General features: G+C 72.6%; 14 protein-coding genes. 7 read left to right on the plus strand and 7 right to left on the minus strand.

The annotated features are described in order from the left end of the window. The first annotated feature begins 113 nt into the window (after window positions 1–113). Genes KBX71_RS09970 through nagA form a run of 3 tightly spaced genes read left to right on the plus strand, consistent with a single transcriptional unit; the run spans window position 114 to window position 3,096 of the window. A complete protein-coding gene (locus KBX71_RS09970; protein ID WP_124816278.1) occupies window positions 114–1,043 on the plus strand; it encodes an SIS domain-containing protein in 930 nt (309 codons plus the stop codon). Further along, the gene (locus tag KBX71_RS09975; RefSeq protein WP_210817680.1) at window positions 1,040–1,990 is read left to right on the plus strand and encodes an ROK family protein; all 951 of its coding nucleotides are present in this window, start codon (window positions 1,040–1,042) and stop codon (window positions 1,988–1,990) included. Before KBX71_RS09970 ends, KBX71_RS09975 begins: the two co-directional genes overlap by 4 nt. Continuing rightward, complete coding sequence (nagA, locus tag KBX71_RS09980; RefSeq protein ID WP_124816280.1) at window positions 1,987–3,096, plus strand: N-acetylglucosamine-6-phosphate deacetylase; 1,110 nt, start codon at window positions 1,987–1,989, stop codon at window positions 3,094–3,096. The genes KBX71_RS09975 and nagA overlap by 4 nt, the downstream gene beginning before the upstream one ends. Window positions 3,097–3,470: 374 nt before the next feature. On the opposite strand, the gene KBX71_RS09985 is transcribed toward nagA, so the two are convergent. Then, window positions 3,471–4,694 (minus strand): DUF4032 domain-containing protein, encoded by a 1,224-nt coding sequence (locus KBX71_RS09985; protein WP_210817681.1) that lies wholly within the window; start codon window positions 4,692–4,694, stop codon window positions 3,471–3,473. A 119-nt stretch (window positions 4,695–4,813) separates the two neighbouring features. On the opposite strand from KBX71_RS09985, the gene KBX71_RS09990 reads away from it, so the two are divergent. Together KBX71_RS09990 and KBX71_RS09995 are read left to right on the plus strand one after the other, a co-directional pair. Beyond that, complete coding sequence (locus KBX71_RS09990) at window positions 4,814–5,551, plus strand: phosphatase PAP2 family protein (RefSeq protein WP_210817811.1); 738 nt, start codon at window positions 4,814–4,816, stop codon at window positions 5,549–5,551. Between the two features lie 10 nt (window positions 5,552–5,561). After that, window positions 5,562–6,797: an APC family permease gene (locus tag KBX71_RS09995; RefSeq protein WP_210817682.1), complete on the plus strand. Its 1,236-nt coding sequence runs from the start codon at window positions 5,562–5,564 to the stop codon at window positions 6,795–6,797. 19 nt (window positions 6,798–6,816) lie between these two features. On the opposite strand, the gene KBX71_RS10000 is transcribed toward KBX71_RS09995, so the two are convergent. From KBX71_RS10000 to KBX71_RS10025, 6 genes are all read right to left on the minus strand, one after another. Further along, window positions 6,817–7,602: an ABC transporter permease gene (locus KBX71_RS10000; protein WP_210817683.1), complete on the minus strand. Its 786-nt coding sequence runs from the start codon at window positions 7,600–7,602 to the stop codon at window positions 6,817–6,819. Continuing rightward, window positions 7,599–8,588, minus strand: coding sequence for an ATP-binding cassette domain-containing protein (locus KBX71_RS10005; RefSeq protein WP_210817684.1), 990 nt, complete (start codon window positions 8,586–8,588; stop codon window positions 7,599–7,601). Before KBX71_RS10005 ends, KBX71_RS10000 begins: the two co-directional genes overlap by 4 nt. Window positions 8,589–8,618: 30 nt before the next feature. Further along, window positions 8,619–11,471, minus strand: a complete 2,853-nt coding sequence (locus KBX71_RS10010) for a BTAD domain-containing putative transcriptional regulator (RefSeq protein WP_210817685.1) — start codon at window positions 11,469–11,471, stop codon at window positions 8,619–8,621. 68 nt (window positions 11,472–11,539) lie between these two features. Then, on the minus strand, window positions 11,540–12,061 hold the full coding sequence (locus KBX71_RS10015) for a GNAT family N-acetyltransferase (RefSeq protein ID WP_210817686.1): 522 nt from the start codon (window positions 12,059–12,061) through the stop codon (window positions 11,540–11,542). Then, complete coding sequence (locus KBX71_RS10020; RefSeq protein ID WP_210817687.1) at window positions 12,058–12,348, minus strand: DUF1778 domain-containing protein; 291 nt, start codon at window positions 12,346–12,348, stop codon at window positions 12,058–12,060. The genes KBX71_RS10015 and KBX71_RS10020 overlap by 4 nt, the downstream gene beginning before the upstream one ends. Window positions 12,349–12,386: 38 nt before the next feature. Continuing rightward, window positions 12,387–14,369 (minus strand): TrkA family potassium uptake protein, encoded by a 1,983-nt coding sequence (locus KBX71_RS10025; protein WP_247683211.1) that lies wholly within the window; start codon window positions 14,367–14,369, stop codon window positions 12,387–12,389. Between the two features lie 95 nt (window positions 14,370–14,464). Between KBX71_RS10025 and KBX71_RS10030 the strand changes: the two genes are divergently transcribed. Both KBX71_RS10030 and KBX71_RS10035 read left to right on the plus strand, forming a co-directional pair. Continuing rightward, window positions 14,465–14,953, plus strand: coding sequence for an MSMEG_6728 family protein (locus KBX71_RS10030; RefSeq protein WP_210817688.1), 489 nt, complete (start codon window positions 14,465–14,467; stop codon window positions 14,951–14,953). A gap of 25 nt (window positions 14,954–14,978) precedes the next feature. Continuing rightward, window positions 14,979–16,532 carry an FAD-dependent oxidoreductase gene (locus KBX71_RS10035; protein ID WP_210817689.1) on the plus strand — a complete coding sequence of 518 codons (1,554 nt, stop codon included), beginning with the start codon at window positions 14,979–14,981 and terminating at the stop codon, window positions 16,530–16,532. Window positions 16,533–16,545: the final 13 nt, after the last annotated feature.

Below are 16,545 nucleotides of genomic sequence, written 5' to 3' on the forward strand. Positions count from 1 at the left end.
CCTGCGCGATCGGATCGTCGGTTGCCATGGTCACCCGCGTTCGCGCAGAATAACGCGCGAAATGCGGGTCTAACGAGCCGTATTGCGCACCGATCGGCCTGCGAGGAGTTCCCATGGCGCACGTGGACGCGGAGATCGCGAGCCAACCCGACTGCTGGCGGGAGGCGGCCCGGCTGGCCGAGGTCGTACGCGGTGATCTACCGCGCCCCGGTGAGAGGGTCGCCGTCGTCGGTTGCGGCACGTCGTGGTTCATGGCGATGGCGTACGCGGCCCGCCGCGAGCAGGCCGGCCAGGGTGAGACCGACGCGTTTCAGGCGTCCGAGTTCCCCGCCGGCCGCCGCTACGACCGGCTGATCGCGATCACCCGTTCCGGCACCACCACCGAGGTGCTGGAGCTGCTCGCCGCGCTGCGCGGACGGACACCCACCACCGTCATCGTCGGTGACCCCGCGTCCCCGGCGGTCGACCTGGCCGCCGCCACCGTGGCCCTGCCCTTCGCCGACGAACGGTCGGTCGTGCAGACCCGCTTCGCGACCACCGCGTTGGCAGTGCTCCGGGCCCAGCTCGGTGACCCGGTGACCGCGCTCGCCGCCGACGCCGAGGTGGCAGTGCGATCACCGCTGCCGATCGACCCGGCCACCATCGAACAGGTCACCTTCCTTGGCCGGGGGTGGACGATCGGGCTGGCTCAGGAAGCGGCGCTGAAGTGCCGCGAGGCGGCCACCTTCTGGGCCGAGGCGTACCCGGCGATGGACTACCGGCACGGCCCCATCTCGGTCGCCGCGCCGGGCCGGCTGGTCTGGGCGTTCGGTGAGCTGCCCGACGGGCTGCCGGAGGATGTGGCCGCCACCGGCGCCGCCTTCGTGCACAGCCGCACGCACGGTTGGCGCACGGTGCTGGGCAGCTGGTCCGCCGGCCGGACCCCGGTCGACCCGATGGCCGACCTGATCCTGGCCCAACGCTTCGCTGTCGCCCTGGCCACCAGCCGGGGCCTGGACCCGGACGCGCCCCGACACCTGACCCGGTCCGTGGTGCTTGCATGAGCGACCGCGTGGTCGTTGCGCTGGACGTCGGCGGCACCGGCATGAAGTGCGCCCTGGTCCGACCGGACGGCGTCGTGGTACGCAGCGAGCGGCACCCCACCGACGCTGCCCGCGGCCCAGCCGCCGTGGTCGGCACCATCCTGGAGGTGGCCGGCGGGCTGGCCGACAAGGCCCGCGCCGACGGGCTCGCCCCGATCGCTGTCGGCATCGCCGTCCCCGGGGTGGTGGACGAGGCGCACGGCGTCGCGGTCTGGTCGGCGAACGTGGGCTTCCGGGACGTACCCCTGCGGGACCTGACGGTGAAACGGCTGGGCCTGCCGACGGCGCTCGGCCACGACGTGCGTGTCGGTGGTCTCGCCGAGGCCCGGCTCGGCGCCGGACGCGGCACCGGGCACGTGCTGTTCGTGGCCATCGGCACCGGCATCGCCGCTGCTCACGTCGTGGACGGCAAGGCCGCCGTGGGAGCCCACGGCGCCGCCGGGGAGATCGGCCACATCCTGGTCCGGCCGGACGGCCCACGCTGCGGCTGCGGCCGACCCGGCTGCCTGGAGGCGGTCGCGTCGGCCGCCGCGATCGGCCGCCGCTACGCCGAACTCGCCGGGAAGACCGCGGACGCGCCGGTGACGGCGGCCGAGGTGGCCGAACGGGCTGCGGCCGGCGAACCGCTCGCCGGCCAGGTCTGGCAGGAGGCGGTCGAGGCGCTCGCCGATGGCCTCGCCAGCGGGCAGGCGCTGTTCGACGTGGCGACGATCGTGCTCGGCGGTGGCCTCGCGCAGGCCGGGGACCGACTGTTGAGCCCGCTGCGGGCGGCGCTGCACGAACGAATGACCTTCCACCGGGAGCCGCAGCTGGTCGCGGCAGCCCTCGGCGACGAGGCCGGTTGCCTCGGTGCCGCCCTGCTCGCCCTGGACGCCGTGGGTGTCCGTGACCATCAGGAGAAGCGATGACCGTACGGGTGAACGGCCGAGTGGTGACCCCGACCGGAGTCGTCCGACAGGGCTGCGTCGAGTGGGACGGTGATCGGATCACAGCGGTGGCCGAGTATCCGTCGGTGCGCGACGGGCACTGGATCGTGCCCGGCTTCGTCGACATGCACACGCACGGCGGTGGCGGGCACACCTTCACCACCGGTGACGCCGACGAGGCCCGCGCGGCAGCCGACTTCCACCTCTCGCACGGCACCACCACACTGCTGGCCAGCCTCGTCAGCGCGCCCTTTCCGCTGATGCGTAAGGCCACCGAGGCGTTCGCCCCACTTGTCGACGAGGGAGTGTTGGCGGGGGTCCACTTCGAGGGGCCGTACCTGTCGGCCGCCCGCTGCGGCGCGCAGAACCCGGAGTTCCTGCGCGACCCGTCGACCGACGAGCTTTCCGAGCTGATCGAGCTGGGCCGGGGGGCGATCCGGATGGTCACCCTCGCCCCGGAGCGCGACGGCGCGCTGGAGGCGATCAAGCTGCTCACCGCGCAGCGGGTGGTGGCGGCGGTGGGCCACACCGACGCCACGTACGAGCAGACCCGCGCCGCGGTCGCCGCCGGCGCCAGTGTCGGCACCCACCTGTTCAACGGGATGCGACCGGTGCATCACCGCGAACCGGGGCCGGTGGTGGCCCTGCTCGACGCGCCCACAGTCATCTGCGAGCTGGTCGCCGACGGGGTGCACCTGCACGACGGCATGCTGACCTTCGTCACGGCGACCGCCGGCCCGGACCGCGCCGCGCTGATCACCGACGCGATGGCCGCCGCCGGGATGCCCGACGGCGAGTACGAGCTGGGCGGCCAGGCCGTCACCGTCGCCGACGGGGTGGCCCGGCTCGCCCGCGACGGCGCGATCGCCGGCAGCACCCTGACCATGGACGCTGCGCTGCGGCATGCCGTGAACGCCGGAATCCCGATCGCCGACGCCGCGCGGATGGTGGCCACCACCCCGGCGCGGGCCATCGGTCTGGGTGACCGGGTCGGGTCCCTCCAGGTGGGCCTCCGCGCTGACCTGGTGGTGCTCGACGACGACCTCAACGTGGTGCGGGTGCTGCGCGGAGGCTCCTGGGTGGAGTAACGGGGGCCCGGTCGCCGCTCGCATCCGCCGGGTCGTCTCGGCCGGGCCCGATGTGTACGCCGCAGTGCCTTTGGAGCTGAATCGTTTGCGACATCGGCCGTCCCCGCCGCCGGCCAGCGCCTCTCCCACCGCCGGCGCGCCGGCGCCTCGTGGAACATCGGCCTCGTGGCGAACATCGGCCTCGTGGCGAACATCGGCCTCGTACCGACGTGTTCGGCGACCCCCTGTGGGCGACCCGGCGCCGATTCGTTTGCGACATCAGCTCCAAAGGCAGCTACCCCATACTCCCAACGGCGCGCGGAGCAGGCGGAGCAGGCGGAGCAGGCGGAGCAGGCGGAGCAGGCAGAACAGCCGGAGCGGGCGGAGGGCCCGACTCAGCCGACGGCGGGGACCTCGACGCCGAGGATGGCCTGCTCGTCGGGGCGGTGCACCAGCACGTCGGACAGGTACGACTGGACCGCGTGGCGCATCCCGACGTCCCGGCCGGCCTGCTCGGAGAGCAACCACTTGTGCTCGATGATCTGGGCGAACAGCTCCTGCGGCTCCAGCTTGCGGCGCAGGTGCGCGGGGACGGCCCGGACCACCGGCTCGAAGACCTCGGTGAGCCAGCGGTGGGCGGCCTGCTGCTCGTCGATCAGGTCGCTCTCCGCGCGGTAGGCGTCCAGGTCGTTGAGCAGCTTGCGTGCCTGGTTCTCCTCGGCGTCCAGACCGGTCAGCCGCAGCAGCCGCCGGGTGTGGTAGCCGGCGTCGACGACCTTCGGTCGGACCAGGAAACGCCCGTCGTCGATGGACGACATGGCCACCTCGGCGACGTCGAAGCCCAGCTCGTTGAGGCGGCGGATCCGGCCCTCGATGTCGTGCCGGGCCTCCCGCTCGACCGCCTGCTCGTAGGTAATCTCGTGCCAGAGCCGCTCGTAGCGCTGCACGACCTCCTCGCAGACCACCTCCGGGTCGATGGACTCGTGCAGCAGGCCGGCGGCCTGCAGGTCCAACGCCTCACCGAAGATGTTCACCCGGGCGATCTCCAGGTCCTCGCCGCGCTGACCGTTGGAGAGCGTGTTGTGCAGGGCACCCGTCTCCGCGTCCACCAGGTAGGCGGCGAAGGCGCCCGCGTCCCGACGGAACAGCGTGTTCGACAGTGAGCAGTCGCCCCAGAAGAAGCCGGTCAGGTGCATCCGCACGATCAGGGCGGCGAGCGCGTCGAGCAGCCGGCTCATCGTCTCCGGCCGGAGGGTGTGCGAGAAGAGCGCCCGGTACGGCAGCGAGAACTGCAGGTGCCGCGTGATCAGCACCGATTCGAGGGGTTCCCCGTCCGCGGTCTGCCGGTCGGCGACGACCGCCACCGCCTCGACCGAGGGGAAGTCGATCCGCTCCAGGGCCCGGAGCAGGTCGTACTCCCGCTCGGCGATCCGCTCGCGGGTCTCCTTGAACGCGTACACGTACTCGCCCAACCGGACGAACCGGACGATGTGCCGGGAGATGCCCTGCGGCAGCGCGACCAGGTGTTGGGCAGGCCACTCCTCCAGCGGTGTCGACCAGGGCAGGTCGAGCAGCGCCGGGTCCACGAGGGCAGACGTGATCCGCACGGGCACAAGCATGACTGGTCGCCCCCGCATCCGCCCCTGATCGTGGTTCGGCCCACAGCGCCGCACACCCCGGCCTCGTGCCGGGCCGGTAGCGTGGTCGCGTGCTCAAACCCACAGCGGTACGACGTGACCTGCGACTACGGCCCGTCCGCCCGGCCGGCTGGTGGTTCGACGCGCTCCTGCTTGTCGGTCTGGTCGGGTTGACGGTGGCGCTCGCCGCCGACCAGCTCTTCGGAGTGGACCGGGCGGTCGCCGACTGGGCCGACGGGCATCGGCCGGCCGCCGCGTACTGGGTCGCCCGGGTGCTGAACTTCCTCGGCCAGGGCACTCCGCTGACGTTGATCGCCGCCGGGCTGGGCGTGCTGCTGGCCGTCCGGCTGCGGTCGGTGCGGCCGATCCTGCCTCCGGTGGTCGCGTTCGTGCTGACCAACCTGACGATCGGCCCACTCAAGATCTGGACCGCACGGGCGGCACCGAGCGCCAGCGTCAAGGAGCCGTTCCTGACGCCCGAGCAGACCCTGCCGCTGTTCCACGACGACCTGCCGGTGCGGTTCGCCCAGTCCTACCCGTCGGGGCACGTCGCCAACGCGATCGTCTGGTACGGGGTCATCGCGCTGCTGCTCGCCCCTCTGGCCCGCAGCTTCGGCCGCCAACTGCCGGCCCGGCTCGTCACAGTGATCCGCGTCGTGCCGCCGCTTGTCGTCCTCACCACGACCACCTACCTCGGCTGGCACTGGCTGACCGACTCGGTGGCCGGGCTGCTGCTGGGCCTGCTCCTGGACCGGCTGCTGCACCGGGCACCCTGGGACGGCGTGCCGCTCCCCGGCCGGCTACGCGCGTGGGATCGGCCGTTCACCTCGTACCCCTAGGTTCTGATTCGTGGATCAACTGGCGCGGCGGCTGGGCGTACCCGATGCGGTTGTCATCGGGTTGGGCTCGATGCTCGGCGCGGGCGTCTTCGTGGTCTTCGGCCCGGCCGTGGCGGCGGCCGGCGGCGCCGGCCTGCTGCCCGCGCTGGTGCTGGCCGGCTTCGTCGCCTTCTGCAACGCGACCAGCTCGGCGCGGCTGGCGGCCCGTTACCCGGAGTCCGGCGGCACCTACGTGTACGGCCGGGAGCGTCTCGGGCCGTTCGCCGGGTTCCTGGCCGGTTGGGGCTTCGTGGTCGGCAAGACGGCGAGTTGCGCGGCGATGGCGTTGACCGTCGGGGCGTACCTCTGGCCGGGTCAGGCCCGGCTGGTCGCCGCCGGCGCGGTGCTCGCGGTGACCGCGGTCAACCTGCGCGGCATCGCCAAGACCGCGGCCGTGACCAGGGCGTTGGTCGCGCTGGTGCTTGCGGTGCTGGTTCTCGTCACGGTCGTCGGTGTGGTCGGCGGGCCGGTGCGCCTGGACCGGCTCACCGAGGCCGGCGGTTCGACGCGGGGCGTGCTCGCCGCCGCCGGGTTGCTGTTCTTCGCCTTCGCCGGGTACGCCCGGATCGCCACGCTCGGCGAGGAGGTCCGCGACCCGCAGCGGACCATTCCACGCGCGGTGCCGCTGGCGCTCGGGGTGGTGCTCGTGATCTACCTGGTGCTGGCCGTGGTCGCGCTCGGCGTGCTCGGCGCCGACCGGCTGGCCGGTTCCGCCGCGCCCCTGGTCGACGTGGTGACCGCCGCCGGGCTGCCCGGCCTGGCGTGGGTGGTCCGCGCCGGTGCCACCATCGCGGTCGTCGGGGTGCTGCTGTCCCTGGTCGCCGGGGTCGGGCGGACCACCCTCGCCATGGCCCGCCGCCGTGACCTGCCCGGCGCGCTGGCCGCCGTGCACCCGGTGCGCCAGGTGCCACACCGCGCCGAGCTGGCGGTCGCAGTCGTGGTGATCGTGGTGGTGCTGCTCGGCGACGTACGCGCCGCGATCGGCTTCTCCAGCTGCACGGTGCTCGTCTACTACGCGATCACCAACGCGGCGGCACTCACAGTGGGCCGGGACCCGGACCGGCGGTTGCCGGTCCGGGTGCTCGCCGGCCTCGGGCTCTTCGGTTGTCTGTTGCTGGCGGTCAACCTGCCGCTGGGCAGCGTTCTCGCCGGCTTCGGTGTGCTCGCAGTGGGTGCCGCCTCCTACGCTCTGCGGGCCCGCCGCTGACCCCGCCAGACGGCCGGAGTCAGCGGCTCAACCGCTGGTAGCGGCGCACGGCCAGCGGGGCGAACGTCGCGATCAGCAACACCGGCCACAGCACCGCCAACAGCATCGCGTGCTCCGCCGGCCAGGAGTCACCACCGAGGCCCGGGTTGCCGAACAATTCGCGGATCGCCGCCACGGTGGCCGACAGCGGATTCCACTCCGAAATCGTCCCGATGAACGACGGCATCAGCTCGGGCGACACGAAGACATTGGAGATCGCGCTCAACGGGAACGCCGCCGGAAAGACGATCACACCGACCGTCTCCGGGTTGCGGACCAGCAACGCCAGGTAGATCCCGACCCAGGTGATGGCGATTCGCAGCAGCAGGAGGAGGCCGACGGCGAGCAACGCCTTGCCGACGCCCTGCCGCCACTGCCACCCGACGAGCAGCCCACAGATCAACAGGGTGGACATCTCCAGCAGGGCGCGCAGCAGGTCGGCGGCGCTGCGACCGGTCATCAGGGCGGACCGTGCCATCGGCATCGACCGGAACCGGTCGACCACGCCCCGGCTGAGGTCCAGCGCCACGCCGGTCGCGGTGGCCCCCAGCCCGTACAGCATCGTCATCACGAACACCCCGGGCAGCAGGAACTCGCGGTAGCTGCCACCACCGGCCACCTGCATGCCGCTGCCGAACACGTACCCGAAGACCAGGACGAACATGATCGGCAGCGAGAAGTAGAGGATCAACTCCTCCGGCGCGCGGATCACGTGGGTCATGTTCCGCCTGGTCATCGTCCAGCCATCGGCGATCACAGTGGTCATGCCACGTCCGCCTCTCGTCCGGCGGCCACCGGCTCGCGGGCCTCGTCCGGCCGGTGCCCGGTCAGGTGCAGAAACGCCTCGTCCAACGTCGCGCGCCGCAGGCCGATGTCCTCGACCGCGATCCCGGCGTCGTCCAGTGCGCGGACCACGTCGACCAGGCCGGCGACGCGATCGACCACCGGCACGCTGAGCCGTCGGACCTCCGGATCGAGTTCGGGCTCCGCGCCGCAGATCCGCGCGACGAGGCGGGCGGCGCGGCCCAACTCGGCCGCGTCGCGTACCACCACCTCGACCCGGTCACCACCGGTCATCGACTTCAGCTGGTCCGGCGAGCCCTCGGCCACCACCCGACCGGCGTCGATCACCGAGATCCGGTCGGCGAGCTGATCGGCCTCCTCCAGGTACTGCGTGGTGAGCAGCACCGTGGTCCCGTCCGCCACGAGACCACGGACCAGATCCCACACCTGGTTGCGACTGCGCGGATCCAGGCCGGTCGTCGGCTCGTCCAGAAAGAGCACGCGCGGCGTACGGATCAGGCTGGCGGCGAGGTCCAGTCGGCGGCGCATCCCACCCGAGTACTCACCGGCGGAGCGACTCGCCGCCTCGTCGAGCCCGAACCGTTCCAGCAGTTCGCCGGCGCGTCGACGGGCCTCCCGTCGGCCGAGCCGGAACAGCCGGCCGAACAGCTCCAGGTTCTGCCGGCCGCTGAGGATCTCGTCGACCGCCGCGTACTGCCCGGTCAGCCCGATCCGGGCGCGCACCTCGTCCGGCCGACGCAGCACGTCGTACCCGGCCACTGTGGCCCTTCCCGTGTCGAAGCGCAGCAGCGTGGTGAGGATCCGCACGGCCGTCGTCTTGCCCGCGCCGTTCGGTCCCAGCAGTCCGTGGACCGTGCCGGGCGGCACGGTCAGGTCGAACGTGTCGAGCGCGCGGGTCGGGCCGTACCGCTTGCCCAGACCCTCGGCGACCACCTCGAATGTCGTCATGCCCCCACGGTGCGGTGGGGCGCTGACGGATCACGCACCGTCCGCTGACGGCCGCGCACCGGCCGTCTCCGCCTCGGTGATCTCCTTCAGGGCGAGGATGATCTCCGCGCGGGCGGCGTCGCCGACGTACCAGCCGGTGAGGCCGCCGGCCAACGCCTCCTCGCAGAATCGTCTGGCGGCCGCCAGGTCCCCACGCAGACGGGCCACCTGGGCGAGGCCGAGCCGGGCGCTGGCCACGAACTCGGGCGCGCCGCTGCGCTGCGCGAGCAGCAGCGCACCGGCGAAGTCGTCGTGCGCCGCCGCGAGGTCACCGGCGCGCAGCCTTATCTCGCCCCGGGTACGCAGCATGTCGGCCTGGTCGACGGCCGACCCGAGCGCCTCGACCAATCCCATGGCCTCATCCATGTGGGCGCCCGCCATCTCCGGATCGCCCTGCCAGGCGGCCAGTTCACCGAGCACACCGAGCGTGATCATGGTGCCCCACCGGTCCCCGGTGCTCCGGAAGCTGTCGAGCGCGGTGGCCAACGCGGTCCGGGCCCGGTCCCACTGGCCACTCCACATCAGCGCCGAGCCGGTGCCCATCGCGCCGAGCGCGTTGATCCACGCGTCCGGGCCGACGAGCCGCCGCAGCTCCGCCATCAGCTCGTCGACATTCTCGGCGCCGCCGGACGGCGGTCCGGTCGAGATCCCCGACAGGTACAGCAGGAACGGCTGTCGGGGCGGCCGGTCGAGGCTACGGATCACGGACCGCTGCGTTCCGAGGGACGGGAGCGGGCCGGAACCGGCGAGCGAGGCGTTGTAGACGCACAGGGCGAACTCCTCGTTCAGCCCCGGAGGCGCCTCGGTGCCGAGCAGTTCGAGGACGTCGGTGGCCAGCCGCGCCCCTTCCCCGCGCATGCCGCGCAGCCACCAGTAGAACGACAGGGCCGCGACCATCCCGGCCGCGTCGGGCGCGTCACCGGCGGCCGTGGCGCGACGCAACGCCGCGTGCAGGTTGTCCCGCTCCGCGTCGAGCCGGCGCAGCCAGTGCAGTTGTTCCGCACACCGGAGGTGGTCACTCGCGGTCCAGGCGAACTCCAGGAAGTACGCGGTGTGCGCACGACGTAGCTGGTCGGCCTCGCCGGCCTCGGCGAGACGCTCGGCGCAGAAGGCCCGCACCGTTTCGAGCATCCGGTATCGGCCGCCGGTCATCTCCACGAAGGACTTGTCGACCAGGCCGGTGAGCGCGTCGACGAACTCGGAGGTGGGCAGGCCGCAGACCCGCCCGGCCGCCTCCAGCGTGGCCCCACCGGCGAAGACGGTCAGCCGTCGGGCCACTTCCCGTTCGGCGTCGTCGAGCAGATCCCAACTCCACCCGACCACCGCCCGGAGGGTGCGGTGCCGCGGCGACACGGCCCGGCTGCCCGTCGACAGCAACCGGAACCGATCGTCGAGACGGGCGGCCACCTCGGCGACGGACAGCGCCCGCAGCCGCGCGGCCGCCAACTCGATCGCCAGCGGCAGACCGTCCAGGCCGCAGCAGATCCGCAGCACCATCTCGACGTTGGCCGGCGTGACGGTGAAGTCGGGCGCGACGTCGGCGGCCCGCTGGGCGAAGAGGCCGACAGCCGCGTAGTCGTCGGCTTCCAGCGCGGACGCGCCGAGCGGCGGCAGTGTGAGCCCGGACAGCGGGCACAGCGCCTCACCGGCCAGCCCGAGCGGCTCCCGACTCGTGGCCAGGACGCGCAACGCCGGACAAGCGCTCAGCAACCGGGCGGCCAGCCGGGCCGCGTCGACGAGGACGTGCTCACAGTTGTCGAGCACCAGCAGCAGTCGCCGCTCGGCGAGCGCCTCGACCAGCCGATCGATGGTGTGCCGGCCCGGCTCGGCCGGGGCGCGCAGGCCCGCGTCGCGCAGGCCGAGCGCGCTCAGCACCGCCTGCGGTACGTCCGACCCGTCGGCCAGCCCCGCCAGCTCGACGAGACGGACCTCCCCGTCGACTCGACCGGCAGCCTCGATCGCCAGGCGCGTCTTGCCGGCGCCCCCGGGGCCGGTGAGGGTGACGAGCCGTCGCTCGCCAAGCAACTCGCCGACGCGCTTGAGTTCCTCCTCCCGCCCGACGAACGTGGTGAGCTGACTCGGCAGAGCCGGTTCGGCCGACAGGCGTTCCTCACCACGCAGCACCGCCAGGTGCACCGCGGCCAGCTCCGCCGATGGGTCGACGCCAAGCTTCTCGGCCAACGTGTGCCGGGCGTCCTCGAACTCGGCCAGGGCCTCCGCCGACCGACCCAGAGCGGTCAGGGCGCGCATGAGCTGGCCCCGCAAGCGCTCCCGCAACGGATGCGCGACGACCAACTCCCGTAGCTCCGCGATCAGCGCGCCCTGTGCGCCCAACGCCAGGTCCGCCTCGACCCGATCCTCGGTGGCGGCCAGCCGCAGCTCCTCCAGCCGAGCCGCTTGGGCGGGCGCGCCGGCTGCGCCGACTGCATCGGCCAAAGCGGGACCACGCCACAACTCCAGCGCCTCGCGCAACACGGCCGCCGCCCGGGACCAGTCGCCGTCGGCGAGCGCGCGGCGTCCCGCCTCGGCGAGCCGTTCGAACCGGTACGCGTCGACGTCGCCGGGATCCACAGCCAGGCGGTAACCGGCCGGGTGGAACTCGACCGGGTCGTGCTCGGCGCTCAGAGCCTGGCGCAGGCGCGACACCTGGGACTGGAGCGCGTTGGCCGCGCCCCGAGGCGGATGCTCCCCGTACAGGCCGTCGATCAGGCGCTCGGCGGAGACCACCCGACCCGCGTCGAGCAGGAGGAGCACCAGCAGAGTGCGCAGCCGCGGACCGCCCACGGGGACCTCTCGCCCGTCGGCCAGCACCACCTGGGTCGGCCCCAGGATGCGGAAACGCATGCCATAAATTGTCGCTCAGTGCCGGACGGTTCCTACGGCCCGATCCGCCAGCCTTGCGTTCGGGAGGGTCAGCCGCTGAGCGCGCGGCGAAGATCCTTCATCAACAGCAACAGGTGCATGGGGTCGGTGGGGCTCGCCTCGAACTTGGCCAGCCGCTGGTAGAAGTCGCGGGCAGCTTCTGTCTCACAGTGAATGAGCACCGCGCGTACGCCAATGACCTCGGAGGCGGCGGCTATCCGCCGTAGTGCGTCGACCACCAAGGCTCGACCCAGCCCGACGCCTTGGGCACCGCGGTCGACCCCGAGCCGAGTCAGGATCACCACCGGTTGGTGGTAGCGGCCGGCCCCCTGCTGCAGGCGAGGCGAGGCATCGGCGGGGGCGACGCTACCGGCAGCCAGAGCGTAGTAGCCGGCCACTCTCTGATCTGGGTGCTCGTTGTCCCGCACCACGTACACCCGGGACAAGCCCGCCCGGTGCGCTTGCAGGGCATGCTCGATCAGCCATACCGACTGTGCGCGGGAGCCGCAGTCGAACCCGGTGACCGCGAACTCGGCCGACAGCGGCTCGACCGCCGAGAAGCGGGAACTCACCGGGGCGCACCATCAGTCGGCAGGTCGAGCACTGTCGGACCGGTCAACAGTTCCCGCAGCCCGGCGACGTCCTGCGCCGGCCCCTGCAACGCCTCATCGAAGACCTGCCAGGCGTCCTCGTCCAGCAGGAACGCCCGCCGGTCGGCGAGCACATCCGCAGCGGCTTCGGTCGCCGCCTTCAACACGAACGTCGACACGCTGTCCCCGGCCGCCTGACTGGCCGCCTCCAGCAGCGCCTTCTGCTGCTCGTCTACCCGCAGGTGCAGTCGCTCCGCCTTGGCACTCACAACCCGATTGTACGCACAACGTACGCCAATGCAAGCCACTAGCTCGCCTCGCCGGTCCCGTCCTGCCTGCGGATCAGCTCGAATTCGTCAGGTGGGCCGCCGTTGGTCGTCGAAGAGGCACCCTCGGCGGGGGGAACGGGATGAGCCGCGCCGGGCGCGGACGCGGCGACCCCGGAGTCCGTCGGGCTGGGCACCGGAGGAGACGCCGCCGCTGGGGTTTTCAACCCGCCGGGAACCCCGCCCGGCCGAGGAATCGGGACCGGGTGGGCAGGCGGGGCGCACTGCCGCGTCAGCCAGTCCAACCCGCGCCGCCGGGCGACCACTGTCAGCCGGTCACCGGCGAAGATCACCTGCCGGGGATCCAGGTCCTTCCACCAGATCGTCTTGGCACCGCCCGCCGGAGTACGGGCGATCAGCCGGACCTGCCCGTCCCGGTTGACCACGTCAAGCGGTCGGCCGTCCAGCTCGGAGCCGGGGGCGACCGGCACCTCGGCGACCGGCAGCGCATGCCGGTCGACCGGAATGGTGCTGATCACGGCGCGTTCGGTGAGCGCCCCGATGAAGGCCGGGGCGGCCAGGTAGGAGACCGACCGGGACACCCCGAGCGCGAAGGTCTCCTCCACCCGCTCGGCGAAGTCACCGTCGAAGAGCCGAAGCACCACACGCAGGTCGGCACGGAGGTCGCGGGCGGCGAGCGCGGCCTCCAGGTTGGCCACGTCGTCGGTGGACGCCACCACCAGCGCCTGGCAGTCGGCCACCGAGGCGGCGGCCAGCGTCTCGGGCAACGCCGCGTCGCCGACGATCAGCGGCACCTCCAGTTGGCGGGCCAGCGCAGCGCCGCGTGGCGCGGGATCCTTGTCGATCGCCACCACCTCGACGTCGTACTCGCGCAACTGCGCGATCACCCGGGTGCCGACGTTGCCCAGGCCGATCACCACGACGTGCCCGACCCGGGCGGGTTGCAACCGGCCGGTGTGCAGGGCCAGCCGGGCGTTGACGATGCCGTCCACCACGACTGCGGTGATCAGCGGGATCAGCGCCAAGCCGGCGAGGTTGAGCACCACCTGCATGATCTGCGAGCCAGCTGCCTTGTCGGTGTCCGGGTCGGCACCGCTGAGCGTGGTGACGAGTGTCAGATACAGCGCCTCCGCCGGAGAGACGCCCTCGGCGCGGGAGATCAGCGCACCCAACACCGCGATCACCGCGAGCACCAGCATCACCGCGATGCCGATCTTGCGGGTGGCGAAGCCGCGTACCGCTCTCATCAGCACGGCGACGGGCCGGCGCCGCCGTCGAGCCCGGACCAGCCGACGGGCAGCCATCTCGGTGCCCGGCGGCTGCCCCGTCGCCTCGGCCAGCACCAGGTCGGCACCGGCCTGCTCGGCCGGCAGCAGCTCCACCCCCTGCGCCTCGGTCAGGTGGGCCAACGCGCAGACCACGTCCTGCGGTCGGACGTCGGCCCGCCGCGCCACCCGCAGCGTCTTGTCCCGATGTTGGAAGGAACTGGGGTCGACCTCGTTGAGCGCGGCGGCCACGAACGCCGGCGCGGCCATCTCGGCGTCGGAGAGCACCTCGACCGGCGCCGTGACCAGCTTGCGGACGCCGTCGGCGAGGGTGCCGTTGAACATCCGCAGCACCTGGCGGACCCGCTGATCGACGGCCTGCGCGCAGAGCGCGGCGTGCAGGTTGCCCACGTCGTCCTGGTGCAGCAGGGCCAGCCCGGTCGCCCCGGCCAGGCCGGCGGCCTCGAAGGTGTTCACGTCCAACCGATCCGAGCGGATCACCCGGATCCCCCGCAACCCCGCCACGTCCGGGCCGTTGCTGCGGTAACGCTCCGGCACGACGACTGTCACCCGGGCCCCGCCCGCTGGCAGCTCGGATTCGAGCATCGCCCGAGCCACGTAGTAGGCGAGCGCGTCCTTCCCGCAGATCACATAGTGCGGGCGCGGATCAGTCGCGGAGCGCAGCCGCCAGTTCCACTCGACCGCGCGTCGCGCCCGGTCCCGCCACGGCTCCGCCATGCCCGGATCGTAATCAGCACGGCCCTGGTGGGCGACCCCGTCCGGATCATCCCGTGACCAGGCATGCGCGCCACGGCGACGGGTAGAGCAGCGGCATGCAGACGTTCCTCCCGTACCCGGGCTTTCTGGCCAGCGCCCGCACGCTGGACCAGAAGCGGCTGGGCAAGCAGCGGGTGGAGGCCATCCAGGTGCTGCGTGGGCTCACCCGACCCGGGTACGGCTGGCGCAACCACCCGGCCGTGAAGATGTGGGCCGGGTACGAGGAGGCGCTGGTCCGCTACGGGCTGGACATGTGCGCGGTCTGGACCGAACCGGGACGGGCCGACACCTGCGCCGCCACGATGGCCGTCGACCTCGCCGCCGCCTGCGGGGGCGGCGTCGTACGGACCCAGGACGAGCTGGCCCGAGCCGGTGAGCTGCCACCGTGGCTGGGCCGCGACGACCTGCACCTGAGTCACCGCTCGTCGCTGCTGCGCAAGGACCCGGCGCACTACCGCCCACTGTTCGGCGACGACGTGCCGGAGGATCTGGAGTACGTCTGGCCCGCCTCGGACCGCCCCCGCCGTTGCTTGCCGGCCGACTGAGCGAAGGTGCGGCAGACTGGGCTCCATGGCGCTGTCGCAACTGGTAGGTCGGCTGCTCGGCGTACGGCAGCACCAGGTGGACCCGGGCGGTGGTGGCGCCGACCGCGTGCCGCGACCGACCACGGCGCTGGTGGTGGGTGGCGGCATCGCCGGCATGTCGGCGGCGGTGGTGCTGGCCGAACGGGGTGTGGCGGTCACGGTGCTGGAGGCGGCGCCGACGCTGGGCGGTCGACTGGGCGCCTGGCCGGAGGCGCTCGCCGACGGCAGCCAGCGCAACGAGCACGGCTTCCACGCGTTCTTCCGGCAGTACTACAACTGGCGGTCGATCCTCCGCCGGGTCGACAGTGGCCTGGGCTTCCTCAAGCCCATTCCGGGCTACCCGATTCTCAGCGGGCAGTGGCCGACCGAGGAGTTCGGCAAGTTGCCGCCCGCGCCGCCGGCGAACCTGCTCGCGTTGCTGTTGCGCAGCCCCAGCCTGCGCCTGGCCGACCTGCGACGCATGGATCGGGACGCCGCGCTGCCGCTGCTCAGCTACGACCCGGTGCGCACCTACGCCGACCTGGACGATGCCACCGCCGACGAGCTGCTGGCGTCGCTGCGACTGCCGGACCGGGCGCGGGCGATGCTGTTCGAGGTCTTCTCGCACTCGTTCTTCAACCACGAGGCGGAGATGTCGGCCGCCGAGATGGTCGCCCAGTTCCACTTCTACCTGCTCGGCAATCCGGAAGGGTTGGCCTTCGACTGCCCCGACGAGGACTACGCCACGGCGATCTGGGAGCCGCTGACCCGGCACGTGGAGAAGCACGGCGGTCGGGTCCTCACCAACTGCGCCGCCACCGGGGTGCACCGCGACGCCGACGGCTGGCGGGTGACGACCACCGACGGCGGCAGCCATCCGGCGGGTCACGTGGTGCTCGCCGTCGACCCGCCGGCGCTCGCCGCGCTGGTCGCGGCCTCACCGGACCTGGCCGAGCAGGCACCCGAACTGGCGGCACGGATGCCGGCCTTCGGCAACCCCGGCCCGCCGTACGCGGTGGCGCGGTACTGGTGTGCCGGGGACGTGGCCGCCGAGCGGGCGGTGTTCAGCGGCGTGTCCCGCCAGCCCACTCTGGACTCGGTGACGCTCTATCACCGGCTGGAGAACGAGCCGCGTCGCTGGGCGCAGCAGACCGGCGGGTCGGTCATCGAGTTGCACGCGTACGCCTGCGAGCCCGGTGTGCCGGCCGAGGAGCTGGCCGAGCGGATGCGCCGCGAGTTGGTCGCGCTCTGGCCGGAGGTCGGCGACCTGCGGGTCCGCGAGCTGCGGGCCCGGGTGGAGGCGCAGGCGCCGGCGTTCACGCCGGGCAGCCACGCGTGGCGACCGGGGGTACGCACCGACGCGGACGGCCTCTACCTGGCCGGCGACGGCATCGCCACGGACTTCCCGAGCGCGTTGATGGAACGCTCGGCCGCGACCGGGATCATCGCCGCGAACCACATCCTGCGCGCCGAGGGTGGCGCGGCGGAGCCGGTGCGCTCGATCCGACCGCGTGGCCTGCTGGCCGGTCGGACCAGGCTAAATCGACAAAACACAACATAAGCCACAGTACGCT

Origin of the sequence: Micromonospora sp. D93, from assembly GCF_018070365.1 — a bacterium.
Taxonomy (GTDB): Bacteria; Actinomycetota; Actinomycetes; order Mycobacteriales; family Micromonosporaceae; genus Micromonospora; species Micromonospora ureilytica.